20 protein-coding genes are annotated in these 26,632 nt (G+C 43.5%); 7 read left to right on the forward strand and 13 right to left on the reverse strand.

Annotation, left to right across the window (positions count from 1 at the left end; genetic code table 11):
• Positions 1-28: 28 nt before the first annotated feature.
• On the forward strand, positions 29-3,565 hold the full coding sequence (locus R8G66_09440) for a two-component regulator propeller domain-containing protein (GenBank protein MDW3192579.1): 3,537 nt from the start codon (positions 29-31) through the stop codon (positions 3,563-3,565).
• Here R8G66_09440 and R8G66_09445 read toward each other — a convergent pair.
• The 6 genes from R8G66_09445 to R8G66_09470 all read right to left on the reverse strand — a co-directional run bounded on the left by R8G66_09445 (position 3,562) and on the right by R8G66_09470 (position 12,443).
• Positions 3,562-5,298: an alpha-glucosidase gene (locus R8G66_09445; protein ID MDW3192580.1), complete on the reverse strand. Its 1,737-nt coding sequence runs from the start codon at positions 5,296-5,298 to the stop codon at positions 3,562-3,564. The genes R8G66_09440 and R8G66_09445 overlap by 4 nt on opposite strands.
• Positions 5,299-5,421: 123 nt before the next feature.
• The gene (locus tag R8G66_09450) at positions 5,422-6,390 is read right to left on the reverse strand and encodes a kelch repeat-containing protein (GenBank protein MDW3192581.1); all 969 of its coding nucleotides are present in this window, start codon (positions 6,388-6,390) and stop codon (positions 5,422-5,424) included.
• Between the two features lie 28 nt (positions 6,391-6,418).
• Entirely contained in the window at positions 6,419-7,468 is a 1,050-nt protein-coding gene (hisC, locus tag R8G66_09455; protein MDW3192582.1) for a histidinol-phosphate transaminase, read from the reverse strand.
• On the reverse strand, positions 7,465-8,751 hold the full coding sequence (hisD, locus tag R8G66_09460; GenBank protein ID MDW3192583.1) for a histidinol dehydrogenase: 1,287 nt from the start codon (positions 8,749-8,751) through the stop codon (positions 7,465-7,467). The genes hisC and hisD overlap by 4 nt, the downstream gene beginning before the upstream one ends.
• 10 nt (positions 8,752-8,761) lie before the next feature.
• On the reverse strand, positions 8,762-9,619 hold the full coding sequence (gene hisG, locus R8G66_09465; protein ID MDW3192584.1) for an ATP phosphoribosyltransferase: 858 nt from the start codon (positions 9,617-9,619) through the stop codon (positions 8,762-8,764).
• A 580-nt stretch (positions 9,620-10,199) separates the two neighbouring features.
• Positions 10,200-12,443, reverse strand: coding sequence for a hypothetical protein (locus R8G66_09470; GenBank protein ID MDW3192585.1), 2,244 nt, complete (start codon positions 12,441-12,443; stop codon positions 10,200-10,202).
• A gap of 124 nt (positions 12,444-12,567) precedes the next feature.
• Between R8G66_09470 and R8G66_09475 the strand changes: the two genes are divergently transcribed.
• Positions 12,568-13,128, forward strand: a complete 561-nt coding sequence (locus R8G66_09475; protein ID MDW3192586.1) for a tyrosine-protein phosphatase — start codon at positions 12,568-12,570, stop codon at positions 13,126-13,128.
• Between the two features lie 210 nt (positions 13,129-13,338).
• Here R8G66_09475 and R8G66_09480 read toward each other — a convergent pair whose 3' ends face one another.
• A complete protein-coding gene (locus tag R8G66_09480; GenBank protein MDW3192587.1) occupies positions 13,339-14,175 on the reverse strand; it encodes a universal stress protein in 837 nt (278 codons plus the stop codon).
• A gap of 97 nt (positions 14,176-14,272) precedes the next feature.
• On the opposite strand from R8G66_09480, the gene R8G66_09485 reads away from it, so the two are divergent.
• The 3 genes from R8G66_09485 to R8G66_09495 are packed head-to-tail and all read left to right on the forward strand — an operon-like array spanning position 14,273 to position 15,832.
• Complete coding sequence (locus R8G66_09485) at positions 14,273-15,004, forward strand: carbon-nitrogen hydrolase family protein (protein MDW3192588.1); 732 nt, start codon at positions 14,273-14,275, stop codon at positions 15,002-15,004.
• On the forward strand, positions 15,001-15,447 hold the full coding sequence (locus R8G66_09490) for an MBL fold metallo-hydrolase (protein ID MDW3192589.1): 447 nt from the start codon (positions 15,001-15,003) through the stop codon (positions 15,445-15,447). Before R8G66_09485 ends, R8G66_09490 begins: the two co-directional genes overlap by 4 nt.
• Complete coding sequence (locus R8G66_09495; GenBank protein MDW3192590.1) at positions 15,431-15,832, forward strand: hypothetical protein; 402 nt, start codon at positions 15,431-15,433, stop codon at positions 15,830-15,832. The genes R8G66_09490 and R8G66_09495 overlap by 17 nt, the downstream gene beginning before the upstream one ends.
• A 28-nt stretch (positions 15,833-15,860) precedes the next feature.
• Here the strand turns inward: R8G66_09495 and R8G66_09500 are convergent, their stop codons facing one another.
• The 3 genes from R8G66_09500 to R8G66_09510 are packed head-to-tail and all read right to left on the reverse strand — an operon-like array spanning position 15,861 to position 19,503.
• Positions 15,861-16,763 carry a 1,4-dihydroxy-2-naphthoate polyprenyltransferase gene (locus R8G66_09500; GenBank protein ID MDW3192591.1) on the reverse strand — a complete coding sequence of 301 codons (903 nt, stop codon included), beginning with the start codon at positions 16,761-16,763 and terminating at the stop codon, positions 15,861-15,863.
• Between the two features lie 6 nt (positions 16,764-16,769).
• Positions 16,770-18,554, reverse strand: coding sequence for an arginine--tRNA ligase (gene argS, locus R8G66_09505; GenBank protein MDW3192592.1), 1,785 nt, complete (start codon positions 18,552-18,554; stop codon positions 16,770-16,772).
• 7 nt (positions 18,555-18,561) lie between these two features.
• Complete coding sequence (locus tag R8G66_09510) at positions 18,562-19,503, reverse strand: arginine deiminase-related protein (GenBank protein MDW3192593.1); 942 nt, start codon at positions 19,501-19,503, stop codon at positions 18,562-18,564.
• Positions 19,504-19,695: 192 nt separating this feature from the next.
• Between R8G66_09510 and R8G66_09515 the strand changes: the two genes are divergently transcribed.
• Positions 19,696-21,081 carry an arginine decarboxylase gene (locus tag R8G66_09515; GenBank protein MDW3192594.1) on the forward strand — a complete coding sequence of 462 codons (1,386 nt, stop codon included), beginning with the start codon at positions 19,696-19,698 and terminating at the stop codon, positions 21,079-21,081.
• Here R8G66_09515 and R8G66_09520 read toward each other — a convergent pair.
• The 3 genes from R8G66_09520 to R8G66_09530 form a co-directional block, all read right to left on the reverse strand.
• The gene (locus R8G66_09520; GenBank protein MDW3192595.1) at positions 21,075-22,247 is read right to left on the reverse strand and encodes a tetratricopeptide repeat protein; all 1,173 of its coding nucleotides are present in this window, start codon (positions 22,245-22,247) and stop codon (positions 21,075-21,077) included. The two genes, R8G66_09515 and R8G66_09520, sit on opposite strands and share 7 nt — an antisense overlap.
• 120 nt (positions 22,248-22,367) lie before the next feature.
• Positions 22,368-23,381: an oxygenase MpaB family protein gene (locus R8G66_09525; GenBank protein ID MDW3192596.1), complete on the reverse strand. Its 1,014-nt coding sequence runs from the start codon at positions 23,379-23,381 to the stop codon at positions 22,368-22,370.
• A gap of 30 nt (positions 23,382-23,411) precedes the next feature.
• Positions 23,412-24,215, reverse strand: coding sequence for a hypothetical protein (locus tag R8G66_09530; protein MDW3192597.1), 804 nt, complete (start codon positions 24,213-24,215; stop codon positions 23,412-23,414).
• A gap of 467 nt (positions 24,216-24,682) precedes the next feature.
• Between R8G66_09530 and R8G66_09535 the strand changes: the two genes are divergently transcribed.
• Positions 24,683-26,290, forward strand: a complete 1,608-nt coding sequence (locus tag R8G66_09535; protein ID MDW3192598.1) for a SulP family inorganic anion transporter — start codon at positions 24,683-24,685, stop codon at positions 26,288-26,290.
• The last annotated feature ends 342 nt before the right edge of the window (positions 26,291-26,632 follow it).

Genomic DNA, 26,632 nt, shown 5'->3' on the forward strand with positions numbered 1-26,632 from the left:
TTGGAAATAAAACCACTATCCTAAATGATTGACTGAAAACCAAGTAAGCATTATACGCTATAGTATTATTCGCCTTGCACTTTCTTGTTGCCTAATCGCTTGTATCCTTCCTGTCTTCGGACAGGACAGCCTGGGATTGGTGATGCCTGAGCGTAACCTCTTTGGTGAACAATCCTATAAAAAACCATCCATTACCCAACTCAAAACACTACCCAGTAAACCCATCACCTCTAATCAATTGGAGGTGGTCGCTCCAGAAAAAATCCAGTTGCAGGGACTGGAAAAGCAGACTTTCAACCAGCCGGAGAAACAGGCAATAAAATTTAACACTTCACCCCTGCTTTGGAACAAAAGTCTCCCAATAGATTTTCACAAATTCAATGATCGATCAAAGCTAAACCTTAGCAAATTCGATTCGGATCAGGGATTGGTTTCAGATATGATACAGGACATGGTCATGGACCGGGAAGGAATCTGGTGGCTGGCTACCGCAGATAAAGGACTGATCCAATATGATGGCACCAGACAAAGGGTTTTCACAACTGAAAACGGATTATCAAGTAATTTAATTCATGTGCTTTTGATCGATCACAAAGGTCAATTGTGGATTGGTAGCGACAAAGGAATTGACATCTTTGATGGGCAGCAATTGAAGCATTTGGGTATCACCAATGGCTTGCCCGGTGAGATAATCTGGGCCTTGTATGAAGATCAAAATAATCAGGTTTGGATCGGTACTGAAAAAGGGCTGGTACGAATCGATTCTACCCAAAAAAACCTGCAACTATTCACCAAAGATCAAGGTTTACCTAACCTGGTAGTCTGGACCATCCACCAAGACAATAAGGGACAGACCTGGGTCGGAACAGAAGCGGGCCTGGCAATCATCGAAGAAAATCCTGAGACAGCCGAATATCAAATAACCACTGTGTTACAAAGCAATGGATTACCCATAGATAACATCTGGTCCATCGATCAGGATAAAAATGGAGATATCTGGATGGGCTCCAATGGATATGGGATCTTCCAATGGTCGACAGAAGGAGATGAGATTCGCATGTTTAATTCAGATCATGGCCTATCCAGTGACTTGATCTGGGATGTACAACCTGTCAAAAATGGTATCTGGTTCGGAACCTATAGCAATGGAGCTATCCATTACGAAGAAAAAGATGGCAAATCTGTATTCACCCAACTAGATACCGACGAAGGCATTACAAATAATTATGTCCTTAAAATCGCTTCAGATCAACAAGGAGGAATCTGGATGGGTACAGATGGTGGCGGGGTTACTGTATTGCATGAGCCCAGAGGTGTCGTAAAACACTACAATGAAGGAACAGGATTAAATGAAAAGTTTGTACAATGTGTGTTTCGGGATTCTGAAGGGTTGTTATGGATGGGAACCGACAGCCGTGGTGTAAACATCATTGATGAAGTACGCGAAAAGGTTACCTACCTTACAGAACAGGAGGGCTTAAGCTATAATGCTGTTTGGGACATAGATGAGGACAAGGAAGGAAACATTTGGATTGGAACGGAATCCGGCCTCAACATTTATAATAAAAAGCAAAACACACTCACCAAATACGATTCACTTTCCGGACTGAGTGGTAATTCACCCTGGACTTTGTTTCGAGACAATAGCGACAACATGTGGATCGGGACCGAAGACGGTGGCCTATGCAAATACGATGCAGTGACCAAGAACTTCGTCTATTATAAGAATTATGGTCTGGACAATACAGCCATAATGGGATTCACCCAGGATAACGAAGATAACGTATGGGTGGCTACAAGGGGAATGGGTTTATTCAGAATCTCACCTGAAGATCAAATTCTGGTATTTGATCGTAAAAACGGACTAAGTAGCGACTCCATCACATACCTCTATCATGACAGTGAACAGCGTATTTGGGCAGGAACCGAAGGTCATGGCGTCAATTATTTTGAACCTGGATCGAACAGCTTTTCTTTTAAGCATTTCAAGAAAAAAGACGGACTAAGCCATGATGATGTTTGGTCGATTATTGAAGATGATACTGGCCGTATCTGGGTAGGAACAGTAGACAAAATAACCATCCTCAACATCAATACAGGAGCCTTAGAAGTGGCCGGGTATGTATCTACTGAACAGGGTTTAAAATCCAATGACCTCAATTCTTCGAGTGTTTTCAAAGAAAAAAACGGCAATCTCATTTGGGCAACCATCAAAGGTCCATCGGTCATCAATCCCTCTCAGATGAAGCCCGAACTAAAACAATTCAAAGTTGTGATCACTGAAGTTGAAATTGAGCATCAATCCCTTGATTTCCGGGAGGATCATTCTCTCCTTCTGGGAGAAAACAGGATAGAATTACCTGAGGAGCATGTTGATTTGATCCCATACAGCAATGTACCCACCGCACTTGAACTACCTCATCAGATCGCTGATATACACATCAATTTTATCGCTCAAAAAGCCTACTTCAGAAAAGACCTGGAGTTTCAATACAGATTGCTGCCCTACGACGAAGATTGGGAAACAACACAAACTTCATCATCTGTCATACTGAATAACCTGGGACCTGGTGAATATACGACTGAGCTAAGAGCCAGGGCTAATGGAGGCTTATGGGGGCCTTCCACAACCTTCCAATTCACCATTACCACTCCGTGGTGGGATACCTGGTTGGCAAGGATCGCTGGCATGCTGATAGTAATCTTAGCCTTGTATGCTTTTTACATCATTCGCACCCGAAGCCTTATCAAATCAAAAGAATTTTTGGAAGACAAGGTGAAAGAACGGACTTATGAACTTGAACGATCACTTAGAGAGGTAGTAGAAGCCCGTAATCAGTTGGTGCACTCAGAACGAATGGCCTCGTTAGGCATGTTATCCTCCGGTATTGCTCATGAATTAAGCAACCCTATTTCCGCGGTTTATAATGTTTCTCAGTTGATCGAGCGGGATTTTCAAGAACTATTCGATGAAAAAGGTGATCCCAAAGAAGCCAGGAAAAACATTGAAATGAGCATGGAAGTCCTAAAGGTTGCTTCCAACCAGACCCGAGAAATCATCAGAGGTCTAACGAACTACTCACGTCTGGAAAGTAAGGAGATGATTCTGGGAGATGTGCATCAATGTCTGGACAATTCTGTCATGTTGATCCAAAGCAAACTGGGGGATATTCAAGTGGAAAAAGAATATCATCCGGAAATTCCCCTTATACGTTGCTATTATACCGAATTAACTCAGGTTTTCCTCAATCTGATCAGCAACGCCATTGACGCCATTCATGATAAGGGTGACACAGAAGGCCTGATCAGAATCCATACTTCTTTGGAAAAGCGATTCGTGAAAGTCTCGGTGACGGATACAGGCATTGGGATGTCCCTGGAAACCAGTCAATCGATTTTCAAAAATTTTTATACTTCAAAAGAACCTGGCCGTGGTACAGGTTTGGGATTAGCGATCAGTCAGGGAATCATCAAGAAACATCAAGGTTCTATCAGCTTCGAGACTGAAAAAGATGTAGGAACCACGTTTATCACGCTATTGCCGATTGCATCTGACGAATATTAATCCAATGATAAAATCACCGCCTGATAGGGTTTCAGGTTAATCGTCTTCCCACTTACTGCTACTTCGTCATAATTGTTGATCATCACATTAGAAATGGCTGAACCAATTTCAAAGTCAAAATTGGAAGTCGTCTCTGAGAAGTTCAGCACCACCAACCACTTTTGCCCTTCCAATTCTCGAGTATACGCATAAACCGTTTCATGATCTGGCTGTACGAGGGTATATTTTCCGTAGACTAGCAGTTCATTCTCTCTGCGTAGTTTAGCCATTTTCCTGAAATGGTTTAACACACTTTTAGGATCTGCTTCCTGCGCTACCACATTGATCTCTTTATAATTTTCATTCACACGTTTCCAGGGTGTCCCTGTTGAGAAACCGGCATTTTCTGAATCATCCCATTGCATAGGTGTCCGCCCGTTTTCACGACTGTAATAGTTAAGTTCCTTCATGAATGCTTCCAGGTCAGCACCTGAAGCCACCGCACGCTGATAATCTCCTTTGGCAGCAACATCCACATACTGCTCTATGTTGGGCATATCGATGTTGGTCATGCCCAATTCGTCTCCATAATATGTATAAGGAGTTCCTCGCATACTCAATAAAAAGGTATTGATCATTTGTGCGGACACAGTCCTGAATTCCGGGCTATCGTTTCCGTAGCGAGATACCATTCTTGCATTGTCGTGATTGGCCAGAAAAATGGCGATCCAACCTTTTTCAGCAAAGGCCGCATCCCACCGGGTGAAGGTCTCTTTCAGTTCTGCCAACTCGTATCCACCTGTTGTTTTGGACACATCTACAGATTCGAAGTGGTAAGCCATTTGCAATTCATTGCGATCTGCATCTACCAGATCATGGGCATCTTCAAACGTACTCCCCGCTCCTTCGGCTACCGCGAAAATGTCGTATTGACTGATCACCTCCTCGTACATTTCATTGAGGTATTCGTGCAATTGTGGGCGCATACCATACCATTTAATGAAGTCCTTTTCATGTCCTTCTGGCCATTCTGGGAAAGTGGTGTCTTTACTGGCAAACTGGAAAGCATCCATGCGAAAACCATCGACCCCTTTTTCTGCCCAAAACCTCATGATGTCATACACTTCCTGCCGCACCTTGGGATTCTCCCAGTTCAGGTCTGGTTGTTCCGGCGCAAAAATGTGCAGGTAATAGGCATCGGTCAGGGAATCGTATTTCCAGGCGCCTTCCGGATCAAACAGACTATGTCTGAACGGTGGTTTACCCTTTTCGGCAAGCCACCAATGATAATAGTCTCTGTATGGATTATCTCTGGAACTGCGAGATTGTTTAAACCATTCATGCTGATTACTGCTGTGGTTCACCACCACATCGAGCACAAATTTGATACCTCGTTCGTGCATCCCGGCGAGCATCTCTTCAAAATCGGCCATGGTCCCGAAACGCGGGTGAATGGCTCGATAATCCCCAACATCATAACCATTGTCTACCAAAGGCGAATCGAAAAACGGATTCATCCATACCATGGTGATTCCCAGACTTTGCAAATAATCCAACTGTTCGATCACACCACGCAAGTCCCCTACACCATCGCCATTGGTGTCTTTGAAACTCTGAGGGTAAAGCTGATAAAGAATTCCCTCCTTCCACCAGGTTTTCTTTTCAGCTGACACAGGAGGCGCTTCTTGTTCGGTTTTCGGTGAGCAGGCGGTTAAAGCAAGTGCTAGCACTAGCAAAACGGATAGGTTTTTCATATGTAGACAGATTGGAGGGGTTCAAACCAAGGCTAAAATACCACGCAAGCCTGAAATGAACCTAAGATTAGATACCCTTAAACTCATCGGATGACCAAGGTCCAAAAATGAAATCGATTGTAACTACAAAATCAATTCCATGAGCTTGAAATTACCCTCCTCACTATCCCCGTGGATGGCATAAAGCCGATTACCGACACTGGCCAATCCATAGATAGAACTGATGTCTACATCATTAAGATTGAAGGTAACTTCTCTAAAGGAATTGTCAAGTGTATTGAATACACCGACTCTCGTGGCAATGTCCTCACCTTTCCAGACCTGACCTGCCACGAAAATGTTCGTTCCAATGGTAGCTGTAAAAACTTGGTTATAATCTTCAGGCAGGCGAAAACTCTCTATCGAAAAATCCTGCAAGTCTACTTTATAGATTTCATCTTCTGCAAAATCATTACCCTGGAATACCTGCATTCCACCAAATATGTACAAATGATCATTGACTACCTGCCCATTGGTCCAAAACCGAGGTTCGGGCAAAGTGCCTACGACTTGAAATGTAGTATCAACGGGATTCCACTTTTTGATTTTATCAGAATCTTCTCCGTTCAAATCCCCACCAAAAATGTACAAATCGTCTTCATACGTGAAGCTACCAAACCGAGTCAGGCGTGCTCCATGCCGTACAGTCACGGGTTCTTCAAAGATATCCTTGCTGTAAGTATTGATGAAAGAGCCCCCGACAACTATGAGTTGATCTCCCGATTCGTGAATACGCTTGGTTACGAAATCAATGATTGGATACGTCCGATCTGTTACCGTATTGTCTGACAAATTGAACCTGGTGAGTTTTTCGATGCCACCATCTCTCTGGCTTCTATGTGCCGTATACAATAAGTTCTCACTGGTTGAGCCAATCATGCCGGAACCCATGTCAAGGAAATCTGCATCGATGACTCCCAGGGATTGGAAATTGAAATTCGAGGGAATGGCTGAGTCATCGTCAGAAAGACAGGACGTGAACAGGACCAGTAAACAAACAAATACGACCAGGTGCTTCATCCCTGCAAAAGGTTGGTTTAGAAAGTTAACCATGAAGCAGGGAATTACCCCTATCGTAAGTCTATTTCCTAAACGCGATGAGTTGCTCAATCAATCGATCATTCTCTTCGCTGGTACCTACCGTCAATCTTAGACAGCCTTCACAAAGCGGTTGACTGCTTCGATCCCGAACAATCACCTTTTGTTCCAATAAATAATGGAAAACCTCCTTTGCCTGATCAAACCGCACCAGTAAAAAGTTTGCGTCACTAGGAAATACCTTTTGGACCATAGGAAGTGCTTCCACTCTGGAAATCAATTGATCTCGTTCACGGTTCAGGCCCTTTACCCAAGACTTCATTTTATCCTCATTACTCTGCAAAGCCTCCAAAGCCACTTCTTGCACGGGTCCAGGAATGTTGTAGGGTGGCTTGATCTTATTGAGCAATTGCACGATTTCTTCCGAAGCGAAAGCCATACCCAGTCGTAGCGATGCCATCCCCCAGGCCTTGCTGAAGGTCTGCAAAACTACCAGGTTGGGGTATTGGTCTAACACCTGATTCCAACTCTCTTCCTGCGGAAAATCAATGTATGCCTCATCCACCACAACGATTCCAGAAGCCTTCTCGAGCACTTGTTGCATCTCTGATCGATTCAACAAATTCCCAGAAGGATTATTAGGAGAGCACAGGAAAGTGATTTTCGGCTGGCACTCAAGAGCTGCTAAGGTTGGTTCCAAATCCAATTGAAAATCGGATGACAATAAAACACGCTCCACTTCTACGTTCTGTATACCAGCAGAAACCTGATACATTCCATAAGTAGGCGGAAAGGTCAAAATGTGGTCCTTGCCGGGCTCGCAAAATGCCCGAATCAGCAAGTCGATGGGTTCATCGCTACCATTTCCTAAGAAGATAGAAGATTCAGCAACTTTTTTAATTCGTGCAATCTCCTGTTTTAAGGGACGCTGATAGGGATCTGGATAGCGGTTCCATCCTGCCCCCGCAGCAGAACCATAGGGGTTTTCATTGGCATCAAGAAATACACCCTCCGCTCCTGTGTACTCGTCCCGTGCCGATGAATAAGGCTTAACCGTTTTGAGGTGAGGCCTGACCAACTCAGCGATGTTCATGATTCTAAGGACTTCAGACGAACAGAGACCGCATTTTTATGCGCTTCCAATAATTCTGCCGCCGCCATTTTTTCAATCGCAGGACCTAGCTTTTTCAAGCCTGCTGGTGAAATGGACTGGTAAGTAATCTTCTTTTGAAAGCTATCCAGAGAAACGCCTGAATAGGCCTTGGCCCAGCCATTGGTAGGGAGCGTATGGTTGGTGCCTGAGGCATAATCCCCAGCAGATTCCGGTGTATAAGCTCCAACGAAAACAGATCCGGCATTCACGACCTGGCTTACCAATTCATCCGCATTTTCAGTATTGATGATCAAGTGCTCCGGTCCATATTCGTTAGTGATCTCCAACATGGTCGAAAATTCATCAACCACGATCAGGGAACTATGTTGTAGGGCAACCTCTGCTATGTCCTTTCTTGGCAAAGCTTCCAACTGCTTTTGCACTTCTTCTTTGATCTCTTTGGCTTTTTTCTCAGAGGTACTGACCAGCACAACCTGACTATCTACCCCATGTTCCGCCTGCGAAAGCAAGTCCGCTGCCGCAAAAGACGCTTCTGCAGAATCATCCACTAAAACCATCACTTCAGACGGGCCCGCCGGCATATCAATGGCCACCGCATCTCTGGCCGCCAATTGCTTTGCTGCAGTTACATATTGGTTACCCGGTCCAAAGACCTTATCTACTTTAGGTACCGTCTCTGTGCCATAAGCCATCGCCGCAATGGCCTGAGCCCCACCGATCTTTAAAATTCGTGTGATACCTATGAGATCTGCTGTATACAAAATGATCGGATTGAGTTCTCCGTACTGATTGGTCGGAGAAGCCAAAATGATTTCTTTGCAACCCGCGATCTTAGCAGGAATCCCTAACATCAACACTGTAGAGAAAAGTGGCGCCGTACCTCCCGGCACATATAGTCCTACATTCTGGATCGGAACTGATCTACGAGAGCAAACTACGCCTTCCATGACCTCCATTTCCAGTTCATCCTGTTGCTGGGCCTGATGAAATTTCTTGATGTTCTTTCTTGCTCGTTTAATGGCCTCCTTCAAGTCTTCCGGTACCTGCTTCTTGGCCATTTCTATCTCTTTTTCAGAGATCCAAAGGTCCTCCAACTCCACATGATCATACTCCAGAGCAAGCTTGCGTAAGGCCGCATCGCCACCACGTTGTACTCGTTGTAATATCGGCAGAACAATGCGCTCTATTTGTGCATAGTCCTTGACAGGCCGCTTCAACAAAGTCGCTAGCTTAGAAGCTTTCGGATTTTTATGAATTTTCATATCCTCGCTATTACTTCACCATTTTTTCGATTGGCACGACCAAAATACCTTCGGCACCTGCTTCACGAAGCGCCTCAATCTTTTCCCAAAACTCATCTTCGTTGATCACCGAATGGATACTGCTCCATCCTTCTGTGGCCAATGGAACGACCGTTGGGCTACGCATCCCCGGTAGCAAAGCCAATAAATCTTCAACATTTTCATTAGGAGCGTTCAACAAGACGTATTTACTGCTTCTACCTGCCAAAACCGCCTCAATTCTGAAAATAAGGTTATTCAATAAAGCCTTTTTCTCCTCACTCAAGTTGCGATTGGCCACCATCACAGCCTCTGACCGCATAGCAACCTCGACTTCTTTGAGGCCATTACTCATCAGCGTACTACCGGAACTGACAATATCAAAAATTCCGTGAGCTAATCCCATGCCAGGAGCAATCTCAACCGAGCCGCTGATCTCATGAAGTTCCGCTTTAACGCCAACTGAATCAAGGTAATTCTGGAGGATTACCGGATAACTAGTGGCAATGCTTTTCCCATTAAAGTATTGTACATCCTTATACTCTTCTTCGCGAGGAATGGCCAGGGACAATCGACATTTAGAAAAACCCAATGGCTTGATCTCGTCAATGGCTTTATTTTCCTCCACATGTACATTTTGCCCTACCACACCGAGATCAGCGATACCATCCTCTACATAACCTGGAATATCATCATCTCTCAAGAACAAGAACTCCACTGGAAAATTATGAGACCGGGCCATCAGCTTCTTTGCGCCATTATTGAATTTAATGCCACATTCTTTGAATAAAGCCAGCGTATCCTCGCTCAGGCGACCCGATTTTTGTACGGCAATTTTTAGTACAGACATTTCCTTTTTCTGTGTTAATTAATAGGGAACAATAAACTTTGTGGAATAGATATAAGAAAGTTCAGTGCGTGCCATTACTTAGAAGCAATGATGGAACTCGCCATGATGGCAAGCATGAAACGCATGTATTTTGTGGCACTGAAACATTGGCGGCAAATCTAGCACAGCGCTCTGAATTTTGGTACGCCATCCATCAAAATTGAGGACACTTTTTTAGTTGTTATGTCAAACATTAAAATGGACTCTTGAAAATTCATTACCAGATAAAAATCGCGAGGAACCAGCTATTTCAACAATTATTAAAACCTGGTGAATTCCCTGATTCAACATGATCGATCAATCAGATTTTATTTGTTCGATCGCTTTATCCATTCTATCACACAATCGGGACATTCGGGTAATAATTGGAAGTCCCAAGGTTGTACCTAACATCCAAAACGATAATTTTATAAATCCCCCTTCACCTCCTTAAAAGAGAGATTATTGGTGTTTTGTATGTTTGGCGTGAAGTTATTTATGCAAGTTTTCCTTGATATCTCCGTAGAACAAAAAAAGGAAAAGACCCTTCAAATCCAGGAGATCATCTCTTGACCAGAATCGTTTTTTCTCCAGCCTTAATCTCCAGGCCGTTTTCTATTTCTATTTGATTGGCTGCGGCCAATTGACAGACCATTCTGCCGAGGACCCGCATATTGAACTCATCCTGGATCTTGAACTCGATGAGGTCCTTCCTGAATTTCTTATCTTCCAGCACCTCAGTGTAAGAGGATTCCCATCCTGCATGCAACATTTTTATCGCGTCCTGAAAATTTCCAATTTGTCTGCCAACGGCATTCGTTCGGATGAGGTTGACCAGGGTATAGCGATCATAGAAGGACGATCCATCTTCATCTGATTCATATCTCGCCAAATCATCAAAACCCTGCTCACCAACACTTTGGCTAATCATTCTTGCCACGCTTTTTTCATCCACGACATTGTTATTGCCCCTTAAGTAAACGCCCCAAAACTGTTTGTAAAGATACTTACGATCCTTCATGGTTTCACGACCTTTGATGTCCGCATACGGCACCGCTTCCGCCAGGATTCCCGCCCACATATCGTCACTTAGTTCAGCCACTTTACTCACCATGCCATTAAAGTCACCACGATCGATTTTAAGATGCATCGCGTAACTGATCCGCTTTTCTCCTTTCACCAGAGAGTCTTCCAATTCGCTGTACGTTTCTTTGAAATCTTCGGAGCCGATGATTTCCCAACATTGCGCAAAATCAAGAATGGACTTCAATTCCTGAGGTTTCGTCTTATTGTTATCGATATAGTTCCAGATCAAACCAAAATCATAATCGAACAGGCTGTTTTTCAAAACGCTGCCTTTCTCCACATAATCCGGCATACCTGCACCAAACAACAAAGAATTGGTTTGTCCTCCTTTTCCAGCTTTCACAGATACGGTCTTTCCCATCTCATACTCAGAAACCCGAGCCATGATTTGATCTCCTTTCAATATCTCGTGCTTATCGATGCTATAGTTCTTCTCAACCTCTTTGCTTAGGGTCAATCCAAGCACCGACAAACCGATCTTGTTTCCACGCTTGATGTCCAGTTTCTGGATCTTCTCGTAAGAGGTCAATTCTACCCCATCCTGCTTACCGGCTTCCAGTAATGCGTCAACTTTTAATCCTCGAATGTCTTTGATGTACTTCGAGAACATAGCATCATTGAACAAGGCACTGAATAAGGTCTCTTCCTCCTCCACCCGGCTGTAAGTAAAGCTCAAACCAAATTCCAGTTTGGCCTGGATTACCTTATTTACTTCCTCCTCAATAGTTGCTCGCTTCTTAGCAATTTGCTGCTTGAGTTTGTCTGCTTCTACATTCGGATCAATATCGAATAGTGTGGCTGCTCGGTTCAAAACACCTTTATCTTCTTCAGAAGGGTCGCCACCCGTTCCGAGTATTTTATCTAATTTTTCATTGAGCCCATTTTCAACACCATTCAGTAGCCCGTTGAATACTTGCTTCAATTGTCCTTGAGAATTCTCATCAAAGCTGACCCCTACTTTCAATGCTGCTGAAGCCTGGTAAGAACTGGATTTTGATTTATGAATACCTACTTTGAGGCCTTTTACGGTATCATTGGCGTCACTTGCTGCGACTCGTTGAATGACGATCTCAAACGCATCCTCTATCTCTGAATTAAAGGACAAGCTGGCAGAAGAACCAATCTCCACTTTCAAAGCGCCACTCAGGTTCAACAGCTTCGAAAACTTCGAGAGGGCCGCTGTGTATACATCGCTGATCTGTACTTCTGATGAAATGCTGATTTTACCATTGCAAGTCATGGCGACTGCTTCACTGTTCTGCAGTTTGATCAAGCTTTCTGCACTGGAATAAATGAATTTGAAACGAGTAGTATCCTGAGCAATGGCCATACCCAACGCCGTATCTCTTTCGTGTTTACTATAGTATCTCAGTAAAACTTCTTTTTCCGCCTCTACTCCAATCTTGATGAATTTGGCTTCCGCGCCTGCCTTTGCAGCGATGCTTCCGTGGAGATTGTAGTTCAGAAACGCGTGTTCACCCAGCTGACTATCGAAATTCAGCTTCTGGGTCAACTTTTCGTTATCATCATCTGTAGGATCATTGAACAATCGCAAATCTGCTCCGGCAGAAGCGGATACCCCAATTGAAAACCCGGCTTTATCATCTTCAAATGCCTTATCCAAAGACTTTTCGATGATCACTTTTTGATCGATCTCACCCAGTGTTTTTAGTAGCACCGGATCATTATCAAGTTGTGGAAATAAATCGTTCAATTCCATGTGGTCGCAGATTTTAAGGTTGTATGCTGCACTAAATAACGAAAGAAATTGGCTGTGTCACAATCATTTTCTGGATTTAGCACTCACGGAAAGCTCATTTGTTTAAAATCACTTCTTTTGCCACATGGGACTGAACTATACGGATGGTTGTGTGAACTTCCGAGATGCGGGAGAATTCATTAACATGATGATTGAAAAACCCATTTTTCAAGAGGGTAAGTTATTCCGTGGTGGCAGTATCGATCATGTAAAAGAGCACCATGAAATCGCGGCGGTCCGATCTATCATTAGTCTTAGAAATGGACCCGATTATCAAAGTTTTGAAGCGGACTACTATCACTTTCCTATGTCCAATAAGGTCGAGAAGTATGATACCAGTCAAAAGGAAGTGCGGGTATGGCTCAATCAGATCTTGTCAACCTTTGAAAATCCCGAACTCAGATGGCCTATTCTGATTCATTGTCTTTCGGGTAAGGACCGTACTGGCATCGTGATTGCCGCCATCTTAATGGTGCTGGGGATCGATGAAAGCCACATTGAGGAAGAGTATTTATTGAGTGAAGGAGAGGTGAAAACGGAACTCATTCAAATGGCTATGGAAAATATGAGGAATTCGAAGAAATTTTTCACACGTGTCAATCTTGACATGGTGAGAAAGCATCTCAGGGCTGCGTTGCTAGTATAAATCCGAACCTTGTTAGGGATGAGAACAACTAACAGGGATTTTCGTCCTGGCAGGTGTTTTCACATTCATGACTGTTAAACAATCATTTTGCTTTTGGTGATAACACCAAAATCGGCTTCATCCTGTAACTGGACAAGTTTGTGGGGACACAAAATCAGGCAGAGAGAATCCTGATAGGGTTGAGAACCGCTATCAGGGTTAGACTTATTCCTATAAATTAAAAGTCCAGACGGGCCGCTTCGCATGATTGACCACATCTTCAGCAATGCTGCCCAATAAGAAGTGTCCTACTCCGGTTCGCTGGTGAGTTCCCAGAGCGATCATATCCGCATCAATGTCTTCGGTGTAAGCCACAATCCCATCCTCTTCATTCGAATAGTTGTAGATATCCGTCGTGCAATTCTGAATATCAAAACGCTTGACGAAATCATCCATCTGTTCATTATCATGACGGGTAGATGTGAAATTGGCAGGTGTATTGATCTTAACGATTCTTAGATGCGCATCGAGCGCACGTTGCAATTTGAGCACGTGATCAACAAAATTTGGGGTCAGTTCATGAAAATTGGAAGCAAATACAACTTCATTAATGGAAGCTGCATTGCAGGGTTCACGTAAGGTGATCACAGGACATCTGGCATTCCGGACCACTCGCTCCGCATTGGATCCAACGAGATATTCATCTACCCCAGAAGAACCGGAGGTTCCCATCACCACCAGATCTACATCCACCGAACTGATCTCATCGCTGATTTCATGATATGCACTACCTACACGGATTTTATAGGTGGCATTGGCACTTTTCATCTCTGGCGTATTGATCAGTGCTTCCAGTTTACCTTTTACGGTCTCGATCAACTTGGTCAGGTAAATGTTTGCCATCGGGTCATAATCACTGACACCCATGGTCTTGAAAGAATCTGCAGTCGGATGTTCAATCACATTAAGTATGATCAATTCCCCGTTATTGTTACTTAGCTGTACAGCAAAGTTGAGCGCATTTTGAGCTACTTCAGAAAAATCGAACGGTATCAGTATTTTGTTCATGGGATGACTTTTTATACTTCAATATCAAGATAATCAATTGAAGTCGAAATATGGATTATCTTCGACGCATTGTATCTGACCAAAATCATATTAGACATTGATTATCACTCTTGCACAAGTACAGCCGAAATACAGGGACATGGCCTACAATCTGGCCTCACAAGAAACCTTTATTCGTCAGGCTGCAGAATCAGGCACAGAACTGATCATCTTCCCTGAAATATCCATCAGCGGATATGAGCCAACACTGGCCAGGGAATTGGCAACAACTACCAATGATAAGCGGTTTCAAATGTTTCAGGAACTTGCCGACCAACTGCACATCACAATCATTACCAGTGCACCCTTGCGTAGTGAAGATGGGATCACCATCAGTCTTTTGATCTATCAGACCGGAGCTCCTGTTCAGGTGTACTCGAAACAATTCCTTCCGGCGGACGAAGCCTCTTTCTTCGTGCCCCAGGAATGTTCGTACCGGTTAGAATCCGGTCTAAAAATAGGCCTGGCAATCTGTTACGAGCTATCCGTCAAGGAGCACTTCGAAAAATCCAACAAAGGCGGATTGGATATTTATATGGCCAGTACTGCTAAAACTGCCGACGGAAGTGACAAGGCCCACGAAAGAATGGCAGCGCTTGCCCGTGAAAATAGCATCATGACTTTATTTGTTAACAGCATAGGCCCGGCCGACGGAGTAGTCTGCAATGGTCGATCAGCGGCATGGGGGAAAGATGGTGAAAAACTCGGTGAACTTTCAACAGATTCGGAAGGACTATTAATTGTAGACACGGAGAAGCAGCTCATATTGGAAGCAATCCATATCGGATGAAGCTGGTCAGGTCCGATGTATTTGAAGGAGTCGACATTCTGACCGTGGGCCAGCACCCAATCAGTGAGCCCAAACTCACGGTCAACCTTTTCCTGATCGATGGCTTACTCATTGACACGGGACCTACTCGCATGTACAAGGAGGTATTGCACGCGTTGGAGTCCAAATTCATCAATCAGATCTTTGTCACGCATCACCATGAGGACCATACGGGGAATGTGGCCAATCTATCCGCACATTTCAAATGCCCCGCCTACAGTTCTGCAAGCTGCGCAGAGATGATGAAACGTCCTCCAAAAATCAGTTTCGCTCAATACATGACTTGGGGCAATCGCCCGCCCTTTTATGATCTAAAAGAGATCGACACCCTCTCTACTGACCGCTACGAATTTCAATTGATCCCCATCCCCCGGGCATGCGCCAGATATGGTGGCTTTGTATGAACCCAATCAAAAATGGTTGTTTTCAGCGGACTTATACGTACACCACTACATTTCCTATTTCTTATTCAGTGAAAGCATCAAGCAACAAATTGCCTCTCTGGAAAAAGTCCTCCAACTTGATTTTGAAACGGTCTTTTGTAGTCATATCCGCCCTCTGAAGGACGGTCACGAAAAGCTGTCGAAAAAGCTTGAATTCCTCCGAACATTTGATGAACAAGTTCGAGAACAGGCAGTCAAGGGCTATTCTGCTCAAAAAATCATGAAAGTATTAGGCTTAAAAGAACGATGGGATATCCGAATCTTATCTCATGGCATGCTATCCAAATTGAATATGGTGAAGTCTGTTTTGAATGACCTCAAAGCGGATAGCACTAAGTTTTTCTAACCAATAGATTAGCATTTCTTGTGTCCGATCAAATGAGCTGACCTGCTCCAAACAGCAACACAAACAACAAAGTAGAAATGGCCAGTTGTTTCAAAAAAGGATCAAGTTGTTTCGGTTCTTCTTTGGTAAAAACTGCTTTTACATTAATCAAAAAGAGTGGCAAGCTTAACCCATACAGCAAATGTAACCATTGTCCCGACCAAGAAAGGTTTGTGTAAACCAGCATGCAGACCCAGCCTATGGCAATCAGGGCCAGGTGGTACAATCGCGCATTGTCCCGCCCAATTCGAACGGGTATTGAATGTTTCCCAGCAGTTTTATCTGACTCAATATCCCGGATGTTATTGACATTCAAAACACCAACCGCAAATAAACCACAACTTATGGCTGGCAAAACTGTCATCCAATCAAAGGCCAGACTGTATAAAAAGTAGCTCCCGCATACACCGATCAAACCGAAAAATACCAAAACGAAAAAGTCACCTAATCCCTGGTAACCGTAAGGTGTCTTACCTACGGTGTATTTGATCGCCGCCCAGATAGCTCCTAATCCTATCAACAGAAAGATGAGGGCATAAAGCCAGGTATCGCGAAATGCAACAAATAGCAACAACAGACCACTTAAAAAGGACAAAATCGCACAAATGATCAAGGCCCGTTTCATGGACAACAATGATATCTTGCCAGCCTGAACAGACCTACTTGGCCCTTGTCGTTCAGCATGATCCACACCGCTTACGCTATCACCATAGTCGTTAGCAAGATTGGAAAGGACCTGTAAAAACAAAGTAGTCAGTAAGGATAAGCCAAGGATTACCCCATCGAAGACGCCCGCGCTCATCGCCAGAAAGCCACCCATGAAAATGCATGAAAATGCCAGCGGCAATGTCCTCAACCGAAACGCTTCAAACCATGTCTTTACTGATGCCATTCTCTTTTACATTCTTTCTGGAACCTGCACTCCGAGTAGTTCCATGGCTTGTTTGATCACATTAGCCGTACAAGTTGACAGCATCAACCTCAATACCATTTGATCTTTGGCATCCTCTGCGAAAATGGGAAGCTCCTGATAGAATCCATTATAAGTCTTCGCCAACTCATATACATATTGGGCCACCAGTGAAGGTGAATAATCAGAAGCTGCGTTTTGGACAATTCCTGGAAACTGCACCAATACGTTGATCAAATCAAGTTCGCGTGAATGCAACTGCTGATCAATGGACTGATCGTAGTTTACTTCCATTTGTGCCGCACGTCGCAACAATGCGGAGATCCGGGCGTGGGTATATTGAATAAAGGGCCCGGTATTGCCCTGGAATTCGATGGATTCTTGCGGATTGAACAGAATTCGACGCTTAGGGTCGACTTTCAATAAGAAATACTTCAGGGCGCCTAAACCCAACATTTTGTAAAGCTGACCAGCCTCTTCTTCGGTCATCCCTTCAATCTTACCTAGCTCACGCGTTTGATTTTCGGCTGTACGGAACATCTCTTCCATCAAGTCGTCGGCATCAACAACAGTTCCTTCTCGGGATTTCATCTTTCCTGTTGGCAGGTCTACCATACCATAAGACAAATGGTACAATCCATCGGCATATGATCGTCCAAGTCTCTTCATGATCTTGAACAGCACCTTGAAGTGATAATCCTGTTCGTTTCCAACTGTATAAACCGATTGATCAAATGCAAAATCACTGAACTTGTGATCGCAGGTACCCATATCCTGGGTCATGTAAACCGCAGTACCATCTCCACGAAGAACCAATTTTTCATCTAGTCCCTCGTCTGTTAGGTCCACCCAAACAGAGCCATTTTCTTTCTTGAAGAATATCTCTTTTTCAAGTCCCTCTTCAACAATGTCTTTACCCAAAAGGTAGGTATCCGACTCATGGTAAGTCTTGTCAAAAGCAATGCCCATGGTCCCATATGTGGTATCAAACCCTTCATAGACCCAGCCATTCATCTGCTTCCACAGGCCGACCGCTTTTGCTTCGCCGCTTTCCCAGTCCTTCAACAATTGTTGGGCTGCCAGTAACAAAGGAGCATTCTTTTTAGCATCTTCTTCTGATTGACCATCGGCCATCAATTGTTTGATCTCTGCTTTATACTCCAGATCAAACTTGACATAGTACTTACCCACCAGGTGATCTCCTTTCATACCAGAAGAGGCTGGGGTCTCCCCTTCTCCGAATTTCTGGTACGCCAACATGGATTTACAAATGTGAATTCCCCGATCGTTGACCAGATTGACTTTCATTGCATCATAACCTGCCGCAGCGAGGATTCGGGACACACTGTCTCCCAGGAAGTTATTACGGAGGTGGCCCAGATGAAGCGGCTTATTCGTATTGGGAGAAGAAAATTCTATCATCACTTTCTTCCCATTGGGTGAAGCGATGCCATAGTTTTCTGTTTCAAATATTTCCTGAAGTGCTCCGGTCCAGGTACTGTCCGTCAGTGACAGGTTCAAAAACCCTTTTACCACATTGAAAGCAGCTACCTGAGATACATGGTCCAGCAGGTAGTTTCCTAGCGCTGTTCCGGCATCTTCAGGTTTTTGTCGCGTAACCTTCAGGTAAGGGAATACCACAAAAGTGTGTGTTCCTTCAAATTCCTTTTTTGTAGGCTGCAAAGACAAAGCAGAAGCATCCACTTCATGCTCGTACAACTCCTTAAAAGCTGCGGAAAGTCCCGCTTTAATGTGATGTTCTAAATCAATCATGTTTCTTTTATGCTTGCGCAAGATGCGGCAAAAATACTTCAGCCATCATGCATCGCACACTCCCTCCACCAAGCTTTTCGATGGTAGGTATAGGACTGTGGATCAGTTGGCCATGTGCTGATAAACGTTTCTTTTGTTCTTCGTCCAAACATTGAAATGCCGCCTCCGACATCACAACAAATTTCTCGTGGTTGTGGTTTTGAACCTGAAGCATGTTCCCTGCAAATTGGTGGATTTGCGCTTCCGTCAATTCAATGATCTCCTTCCCAGTAGCCTGGAGTGAGGTTTCTACCTTCTTTCGCTCACCAGGATTGTCAATCGTATCCAGACAAATCACTGAAAACTGCTCTCCTACAGCCATCATCACATTGGTGTGATAAATGGGTAAACGTCGCCCATCGACAGACTGATTAGCGACAAATTGCACTACTTTATAGCCTGATTTCTCTTCGAATGCTGTAATGACAGCTTGATGTGTTCGATCCGATAAAGCTGCATAAGCCACCTTATTTTGTCGATCGAGAATCAAACTTCCTGTTCCTTCAAGAAACTCTGATTGTGCCTCCCAATTGGTCAGATGATGTACTTCATTTACTTCAAAATCAGGCCTTAGCCGCTCAAGTATATCCAGGCGACGTTCCTTACGGCGATTAGGGGCAAACATTGGGTAGAGTACGATATCGCCATTAGCATGGAAGGAAATCCAGTTATTGGGAAAAATGGAATCGGGAGTCTCAGGAAGTGCGGTATCCTCAACAACAATCACATTGACTCCTTCCTTTCTAAGAGCAGCTACCATCTGGTCAAATTCCTTTAACGCGTGGCCCTGAACAAAAGCATCACTTTTGGTTGTATTCTCCTGAAAGTAATTATTAACTGCCGTTTCCTCATTCTTGTGAAAAGCAACCGGCCTGATCATTAATATGGTGTCTGAAATCTGATTGACCATGGAGATCATTATTTCCGCTAACAACAATAATTAAGGCTTCATTATTCGGTAAATCCAAAAAGCTGCGCAAAACTAATAATTCGAAGCTTCTGAAACCTTCGAAAAAATATTTCAAACAAAATATATTCAGACCCCTGATTTCTGATTTTTTTGATTCATTATTGCATGCTTTTTTTGTGAATTAGTACGCAGATGAAGAGTTATGCTGACCTGATTGACCAAACCTTCGATTTCCCAACTGAGGAATTTCGTGTGAAAGAAAAACAGCTCTTTTTCCACGAAGTGAATCTGATGGCATTGATCGAAAAGTATGGCACACCTATAAAAATTTCTTACCTCCCTAAAATCAGGGAAAATATCGCTAAAGCCAGAAAGTACTTTAGTGATGCCATGAAGAAGCACAACTATCAAGGTGACTATGTGTATTCCTATTGTACCAAGTCTTCTCACTTTCAATTTGTATTGGAAGAAACGTGCAAGGCGGGCGCGCACATCGAAACTTCGTCTGCTTTTGATATTCCAATTGTAAGGAAGCTTCACGATCAGCAACTGATCAAAAAGGATACCTTCGTATTGTGCAATGGCTTTAAACGTCCGCTGTATCAACAATACGTTACTGAATTGATCAACGATGGTTTTGAGAATTGCATTCCTATTCTTGACAACCTGAATGAGCTTGACACCTATCTCGAAAAAGTAGGGTCCGATTTTAAAATCGGGATACGATTAGCTGCTGACGAAGAACCTAATTTTAGTTTCTATACCTCCCGACTTGGTGTCCGATACAATGATGTACTTTCCTATTACAAGGAAAAAATTCAAGGTTCCAAAGCACAATTAAAAGTGCTGCACTACTTCATCAACACAGGCATCAAGGACACGGCCTATTATTGGAGTGAATTGAGTCGGTTTGTATATAAGTACTGCGAGTTGAAAAAGGTATGTCCCGAATTAGACACCATAGACATTGGTGGAGGGTTCCCGATCAAAAACTCCCTGCAATTCGATTATGACTATGCCTACATGGCGGATCAGATCGTCGAAAACATCCAGTGGATCTGTAAGAAAAACCATGTACCTACTCCGCATATCTTCACTGAATTCGGTAGCTACACCGTAGGCGAATCCGGAGCTACGCTCTATTCTGTGCTGGATCAGAAAATGCAGAATGACAAGGAACTTTGGTACATGATGGATGGCTCATTCATTACGCATATGCCTGATGTCTGGGGACTTAATCAGAAGTATATCATGCTACCGGTGAACAAATGGGGCAATCAATTCCATCGGGTTAACATTGGCGGACTTACCTGTGACAGCATGGATTATTATGATTCTGAGGCACATATCAGTGAGGTCTTTTTGCCTATTGTTGAGAAGCAGGAGCAATTATACTTTGGTTTCTTCCATACGGGTGCCTATCAGGAGTCACTGGGAGGTTATGGTGGTATTCAGCATTGCTTGATCCCTGCTCCAAAACACGTCATTTTGAAGAGAGATGATGACGGGAATATTCAATCGGAGCTATTCGCTGAAGAGCAGGACAATGAATCGATGTTGAAAATCCTGGGCTATTGATGGCAATTCCTTGCGAGCTGACCTGAAACTTCGGTCATACCACGGGTCACCGCTTGTTTTAGATAATCACAGCCCTGCTCACGGTCATTGAGCTCAAAATAGGCCATTGCGGTATTGTACCAAATGTGCGCTTTGCTGCGATCCCGAACCAGAAACTGTTCATAAAAAGCGACCGCTTCATCAAACTTCTGTTCACGGAAGAACGCATTTCCCATCAGGTAATAAGCTTCCATTCGACTGCCTTCCATCTGAATGACGGCATTAAAATGGGTACGCGCTTCGGGATATCTTTCCTGTTTAATGCGTAAGCGCCCTACGTTCAATAAAAGATCAGGATCTCGATGGTTCATTCGCATCGCCTGACCAAAAAGTCGATCCGCTTCTCCATACCGACCAGCATCATACGCTTCCACCCCCTGATAAGTCAGCATTGGAGCAAAATTGGCTTGATCCAGCAAGTTTCTCGGCAACTCTACTGAAGCATCTAATACAATCAAATTGAACCAGGCAATCTCACTGATAGGATCTAATTGCACCGCTAATTTCAAATCTGCAATGGCTTGATGCGTTTTACCTGTCTCTTCATAAAGCAACGCCCGGTTGACCAGGTTTTGAGCGGAGCTATCGAGTTTCATCGCTTCATCCAGATCATCGAGGGCCTCATCATAATCTCCAAATTCCTGAAAAGTCAGTCCTCGATAGGAATAAACAGAGCTCATCATGGTCACCATGGTCCCTACTTTGACCTGCTCCTGTCCTGTAGGGTCAACTTTAAAGAACACGGCCTGTGTTTCATCATCGCCCTGATGTTTGATCAGGTAGGTAAAGTCTTTGATGGCCTGATCATAAACTCCCAAATGATAAAACAATTCACCTCGTTTGAAGTACGCTTCTTTGAAGGAATCATTTAGCCGAATGGCATTGGAGTAATCATTGAGTGCCTGCACATTATCGCCAACAGATTCAAAAATGTTCCCTCGCAAAAAATAAGCTTCATTCGCTTGAGGAAATAAGTTGATCGCATCATTGATGCTTTCGAGTGCTGCCTGTTGATTTCCTTTGGATGAATGTTCCTGAGCCTGTTCGTAAAGCTCAGTATATCTACTGCTCTGCCCCCAGGAATAACATCCGAAAAATAATAGGGTCAGGAAGGTTAGGGATCGCATAAGAATTGATTACGCGAAATTGGTCGGTGAGGTTTTAAGTACTGTCAGATTGAGCCTGTGGAAATCGACATAAATAATGCACTTGCCAGCAAGGCAGGCTCAGTGTGACCAGATTTTTATTCAAAAAGTAAACTGGCCCTTCGCAATCTGATCCTGAAGCCGTGGAAAGTTATCCGCAGAAAAGCGGGTGAAGCTGTTTTTTAGTTTCATAGGAGTTAATGATGCTCCTGAAAAGATATCAGAAAAATCGAGACCTACGCATTTGGATACTTCCTTTCCTAAAAACCCACTGATCATGTCTTCAGGGCGTAATCCTTTAAATGGCCAATCCTCTGCATACATATCAACCAGGGACTGCATCAAGGTGGCACCATCGGCATTCGGACGGAATTGCCGAATTCTGATGGCTCTTTCCAACACAGCAGCCTGTCTGATATCTGATGGTAGCAAGGTTGAATTAATTCCAAGCAACAGACCTACACAATTCCAGAGATAGATATAGGCATATTTTTCATCCGCAGACATTTCTACACCGACCTTTTGCAATCCTCGAATCGTGATCAAAGAAAATGCCAGATTCGTTCCTAACAAGTCTTCCTGATTGACAGACACTTCTCCGTCTACCTTAGCATAGAAGCGAGCTCCAGCGTGTAAAAGTCTCACTTTCATACATTGCAAAAGCCCAAACCCTTCATGAGTAAATGCATTTTTACTTCCCACAGCAAATAAGAATTCACCAGTTTCTTCAAGGCGCTTCCTAGGGTTCTCCACCAGGTATTTTGACTGAACCAGTACTTTGGAACCATTTTCACCTGCGTAGCAATACGGCAAGGCATACAGCGCCAGGACAGCCATGATTGGGACCGCATACTTTTCAAAAACCAGATGGCCCTGCTCCAATAAGACCTGATCAAATTCGGCAAGTTGCTTGTTTAGTTCATCCAATAAATCCTTCGGAGATGCTTCTAAAGCAAAAGCCAATAAATCAGCATTGCTGGTTAACTCCTTAAATTGATGATAAGTTGTCGGGTCGTTTTTGAGGAATTGAAACACCTCGTCGGCCAGGGGATCACCTTCCTGACGGTGAAGATCTAATTGTCGGTTGATCGCTTGAATGGTCCATGGTTCATCCATGAACAGGTAACTACGCTCAGTGGGGAATGGTTAGTAAACGCGACGAATTTGCATGCCGCTTTCACGGGGAATATGCTCGAAGTTACCGTCTTTGTAATGAAAGAAACTTACTGCCATAACCAAAAATAATCCGGTATTATCTGACAAATTCTTTACCCCATCAACAGAGATCATAGCAGTCATGGGTTCTGTCGGAATTTTGAGCAATGGCAACATATTGCTATGATACGATCCAAACTTCCCGTGGCAATTACTATCCAAAGGTTGGTATTGCTTTTCGTTTGAGTCGTAGTGATAATCAGAAATCGCAACCAGTCGTGCACTGATCTTGAAGTTGGTGGCCTCAGAGGGTTTTTTAAATGTCTTATCGGGAACGAACGCAGGAAAATGCAAGATCACCTGTCCTCGTCTTGAACCGGGTTTCACAAAGTATTTGGCACCAAAAATTTCATCATACGGAGCGGCTGTGTTGAATTCAAAGCCACTGAGCAGATGACCGTGCTTGCTTGGGTAAAGAGGTCGAGTGCCTGTTTCTCCCTGCTCTTGTTTGGCCAGGTTTCGAAACTGTGCCGTCAGTCTCCCTGAAACGTAAGTTTCGCAGATTTCTGACATGCCATCTGAAAGAGAACCACGCAATGCTTTGGCCATCATTGAAGCAATACCAAATTCTTTCTGGTTATTCCTTAACTCTTCGTAAGATTCATCGTTTCTGATTCGATCGGCCGAAGGACCACCTTTTTTCGCAATTATGGTTTGGTCGATTCCTCTGATCTTATAAGCTCTGTACCCTTTGGGTAAGGTAGTGCTGTTCACTACACTTTCGGCCTTCTTCATTCGTAGATAACTAGTCTCGGTTGATGTAAAATGGTTCTCGATTGAAATATAGCAAAAGGAGATTAATCAGCCAAGCATCTATTGTTTTTTCTCTTTAATGTCACCCAAATTTAACCCTGATTATTAGACACTTAAGAAATTACAATTGCATCTATCCGATGAATTTCGTCATGTGTTTTTTGTCGTCCATAGGAGTATCCAATCCATTCGGAAGTTTTTCATAACCTTTAATTTATAATTACGATATAGTTTTGTTAATCGTAAAGATGTAACACTATACATCTACCCTAGACCCAATATGATCAACTATAGTGATACTATTATCAGTAAAATTCTTACTTTTTATATCGCAAAAACTACGGCTGCTTGTCTCTTTGCACAATGGAATAATGAATTAAGGATTCACTTTTTATCTATTGTTATAATGAAGTCATATTTTTATCATTCAATCGCGAGTATTCTCTCAAATGGAAAATAACAGTAACAGATCTGGTCTCTTTAGCAATTTCAAGACCGACATCTCCGCATCATTAGTTGTATTTTTAGTGGCGGTCCCTTTGTGTCTTGGTATTGCCCAGGCCTCCGAAGCCCCACTTTTTGCAGGAATTATTGCCGGTATGGTCGGTGGTATTCTCGTTGGTATCATCAGTGGCTCTCAAGTAGGCGTTAGTGGGCCTGCCGCTGGATTAGCAGTAATTGTAGCGGGAGCCATTACAGATTTAGAAAGCTATCAGATTTTTCTTGCGGCTGTTGTCGTTGGTGGCGTCTTCCAAATTCTTTTAGGTATTCTGAGAGCGGGAATTATCGGATACTATTTCCCTTCTTCTGTAATCAAAGGGATGTTGTCAGGGATTGGCATCATTATTTTCCTGAAACAAATACCTCACGCATTCGGATATGACGAGGATCCTGAAGGAGACCTGGGTTTTGAGCAAGTAGACGGTAAAAATACATTTACTGAGATCCTCGACATTTTCAGATATCCAGAAAACATTGACACAGGCGCACTTATAATCTTCTTGATCGCGATGGCTATTCTGATCCTTTGGGAACAAGGGTTCATGAAGAAAATTAAGATCTTCCAGGTTATTCAGGGTCCTTTGGTAGCTGTAATGGCCAGTATCCTCATCAATCTGGCATTTGTCGGATCCAGTCTTCACATAACAGGAGAATCACATATGGTGAGCCTTCCTATATCCGACTCCATGAGTGATTTCTTCGGGCAGTTTACACTATTCGATCCATCGGCCTTACTTAGAGGGGATGTCTTGTTCATGGGTGCGATCATCGCTTTGGTGGCTTCACTGGAAACTTTACTTTGTGTGGAAGCTACAGATAAGCTGGATCCTTTGAAACGAATTACCCCAACCAACCGCGAGCTTATTGCACAGGGAGTAGGAAATGCGGTTTCCGGTATGATTGGCGGTCTGCCAGTGACTCAGGTGATTGTAAGAAGTTCTGCCAACATACAATCAGGAGGTAGAACCAAGCTTTCTGCCATTTTACACGGCGTACTATTACTGGTCTGTGTGATTGCTATCCCTGATATATTGAACCTGATCCCTAAGGCATGTCTAGCTGCCATTTTGATCATCGTAGGTTATAAACTGGCCAAACCAGGAATTTTCAAACAAATGATTGCCGGCGGTAGAGATGTATTTATTCCTTTCCTGATCACGGTAATGGGGATCATCTTCACGGATCTGCTAAAGGGAATTGTATTAGGATTGATCGTCGGAATCTTTCAGATCCTTTACAACAACTTTAAAAAGCCTTATGGCGTCCAAAAACGTGAAGAAGACGGCACGCACAAGTTGCATTTGGAGCTTTCTGAAAACCTTACTTTCCTAAGTAAAGCAAGTATGATTGATACAGTGGCTCATATTCCGGACAACACGTCTGTCATCTTTGATGCGACCCGTTCTCACTATATCCATCCGGATATCATTGAAATCATAGAGGACTTCAAGAGGAATGCGGAGTACCGAAATATTACGGTAGAAACCAGAGGTTTTGAAGAGATGGGAGCAGAAAACCACATCCAGGAATTGAAAAAAATTGCCAAGGAATTCTAATATTCCCTCGACATTATAGAATGATCCCTCCAATCGCGGAAATACTTGACCGTGGTTGGGGGGATTTCTATTTCAAATTTATTCTGATCATGGAACTCTCTAATAAAATTGACATAAGAATGAGTTGTCGCAATGGAATAATCACCACTTTTTCTTCGTTTGTTGACTAAGTGCCCTTAGTATTGCATCGTCCGCATGAAACAATTCATCCGAATCTTTTATATCGTTTTAGCCCTGTTAGTGACGACATCCATCACCAGTTGCTCAAACAACATGTATAAAGTCAAGGTTGTCCAACCAAAGAAACGCACGGGTTTCTTTGACGGGAATAAAGATCGCAGA

Source organism: Cytophagales bacterium (assembly GCA_033344775.1).
Taxonomy (GTDB): Bacteria; Bacteroidota; Bacteroidia; order Cytophagales; family Cyclobacteriaceae; genus JAWPMT01.

Coding starts and splice junctions, on each gene's coding strand:
- R8G66_09500 (MDW3192591.1), bottom strand. CDS start 16,763: ATGGCATCAGTAAAGACATGGTTTGAAGCGTTTCGGTTGAGGACATTG.
- R8G66_09470 (MDW3192585.1), bottom strand. CDS start 12,443: ATGGAATTGAACGATTTATTTCCACAACTTGATAATGATCCGGTGCTA.
- R8G66_09475 (MDW3192586.1), top strand. CDS start 12,568: ATGGGACTGAACTATACGGATGGTTGTGTGAACTTCCGAGATGCGGGA.
- R8G66_09515 (MDW3192594.1), top strand. CDS start 19,696: ATGAAGAGTTATGCTGACCTGATTGACCAAACCTTCGATTTCCCAACT.
- R8G66_09525 (MDW3192596.1), bottom strand. CDS start 23,381: ATGGATGAACCATGGACCATTCAAGCGATCAACCGACAATTAGATCTT.
- R8G66_09495 (MDW3192590.1), top strand. CDS start 15,431: ATGGTGGCTTTGTATGAACCCAATCAAAAATGGTTGTTTTCAGCGGAC.
- R8G66_09490 (MDW3192589.1), top strand. CDS start 15,001: ATGAAGCTGGTCAGGTCCGATGTATTTGAAGGAGTCGACATTCTGACC.
- hisG (MDW3192584.1), bottom strand. CDS start 9,619: ATGTCTGTACTAAAAATTGCCGTACAAAAATCGGGTCGCCTGAGCGAG.
- R8G66_09535 (MDW3192598.1), top strand. CDS start 24,683: ATGGAAAATAACAGTAACAGATCTGGTCTCTTTAGCAATTTCAAGACC.
- R8G66_09480 (MDW3192587.1), bottom strand. CDS start 14,175: ATGAACAAAATACTGATACCGTTCGATTTTTCTGAAGTAGCTCAAAAT.
- R8G66_09510 (MDW3192593.1), bottom strand. CDS start 19,503: ATGGTCAATCAGATTTCAGACACCATATTAATGATCAGGCCGGTTGCT.
- R8G66_09450 (MDW3192581.1), bottom strand. CDS start 6,390: ATGGTTAACTTTCTAAACCAACCTTTTGCAGGGATGAAGCACCTGGTC.
- hisD (MDW3192583.1), bottom strand. CDS start 8,751: ATGAAAATTCATAAAAATCCGAAAGCTTCTAAGCTAGCGACTTTGTTG.
- R8G66_09520 (MDW3192595.1), bottom strand. CDS start 22,247: ATGCGATCCCTAACCTTCCTGACCCTATTATTTTTCGGATGTTATTCC.
- argS (MDW3192592.1), bottom strand. CDS start 18,554: ATGATTGATTTAGAACATCACATTAAAGCGGGACTTTCCGCAGCTTTT.
- hisC (MDW3192582.1), bottom strand. CDS start 7,468: ATGAACATCGCTGAGTTGGTCAGGCCTCACCTCAAAACGGTTAAGCCT.
- R8G66_09445 (MDW3192580.1), bottom strand. CDS start 5,298: ATGAAAAACCTATCCGTTTTGCTAGTGCTAGCACTTGCTTTAACCGCC.
- R8G66_09530 (MDW3192597.1), bottom strand. CDS start 24,215: ATGAAGAAGGCCGAAAGTGTAGTGAACAGCACTACCTTACCCAAAGGG.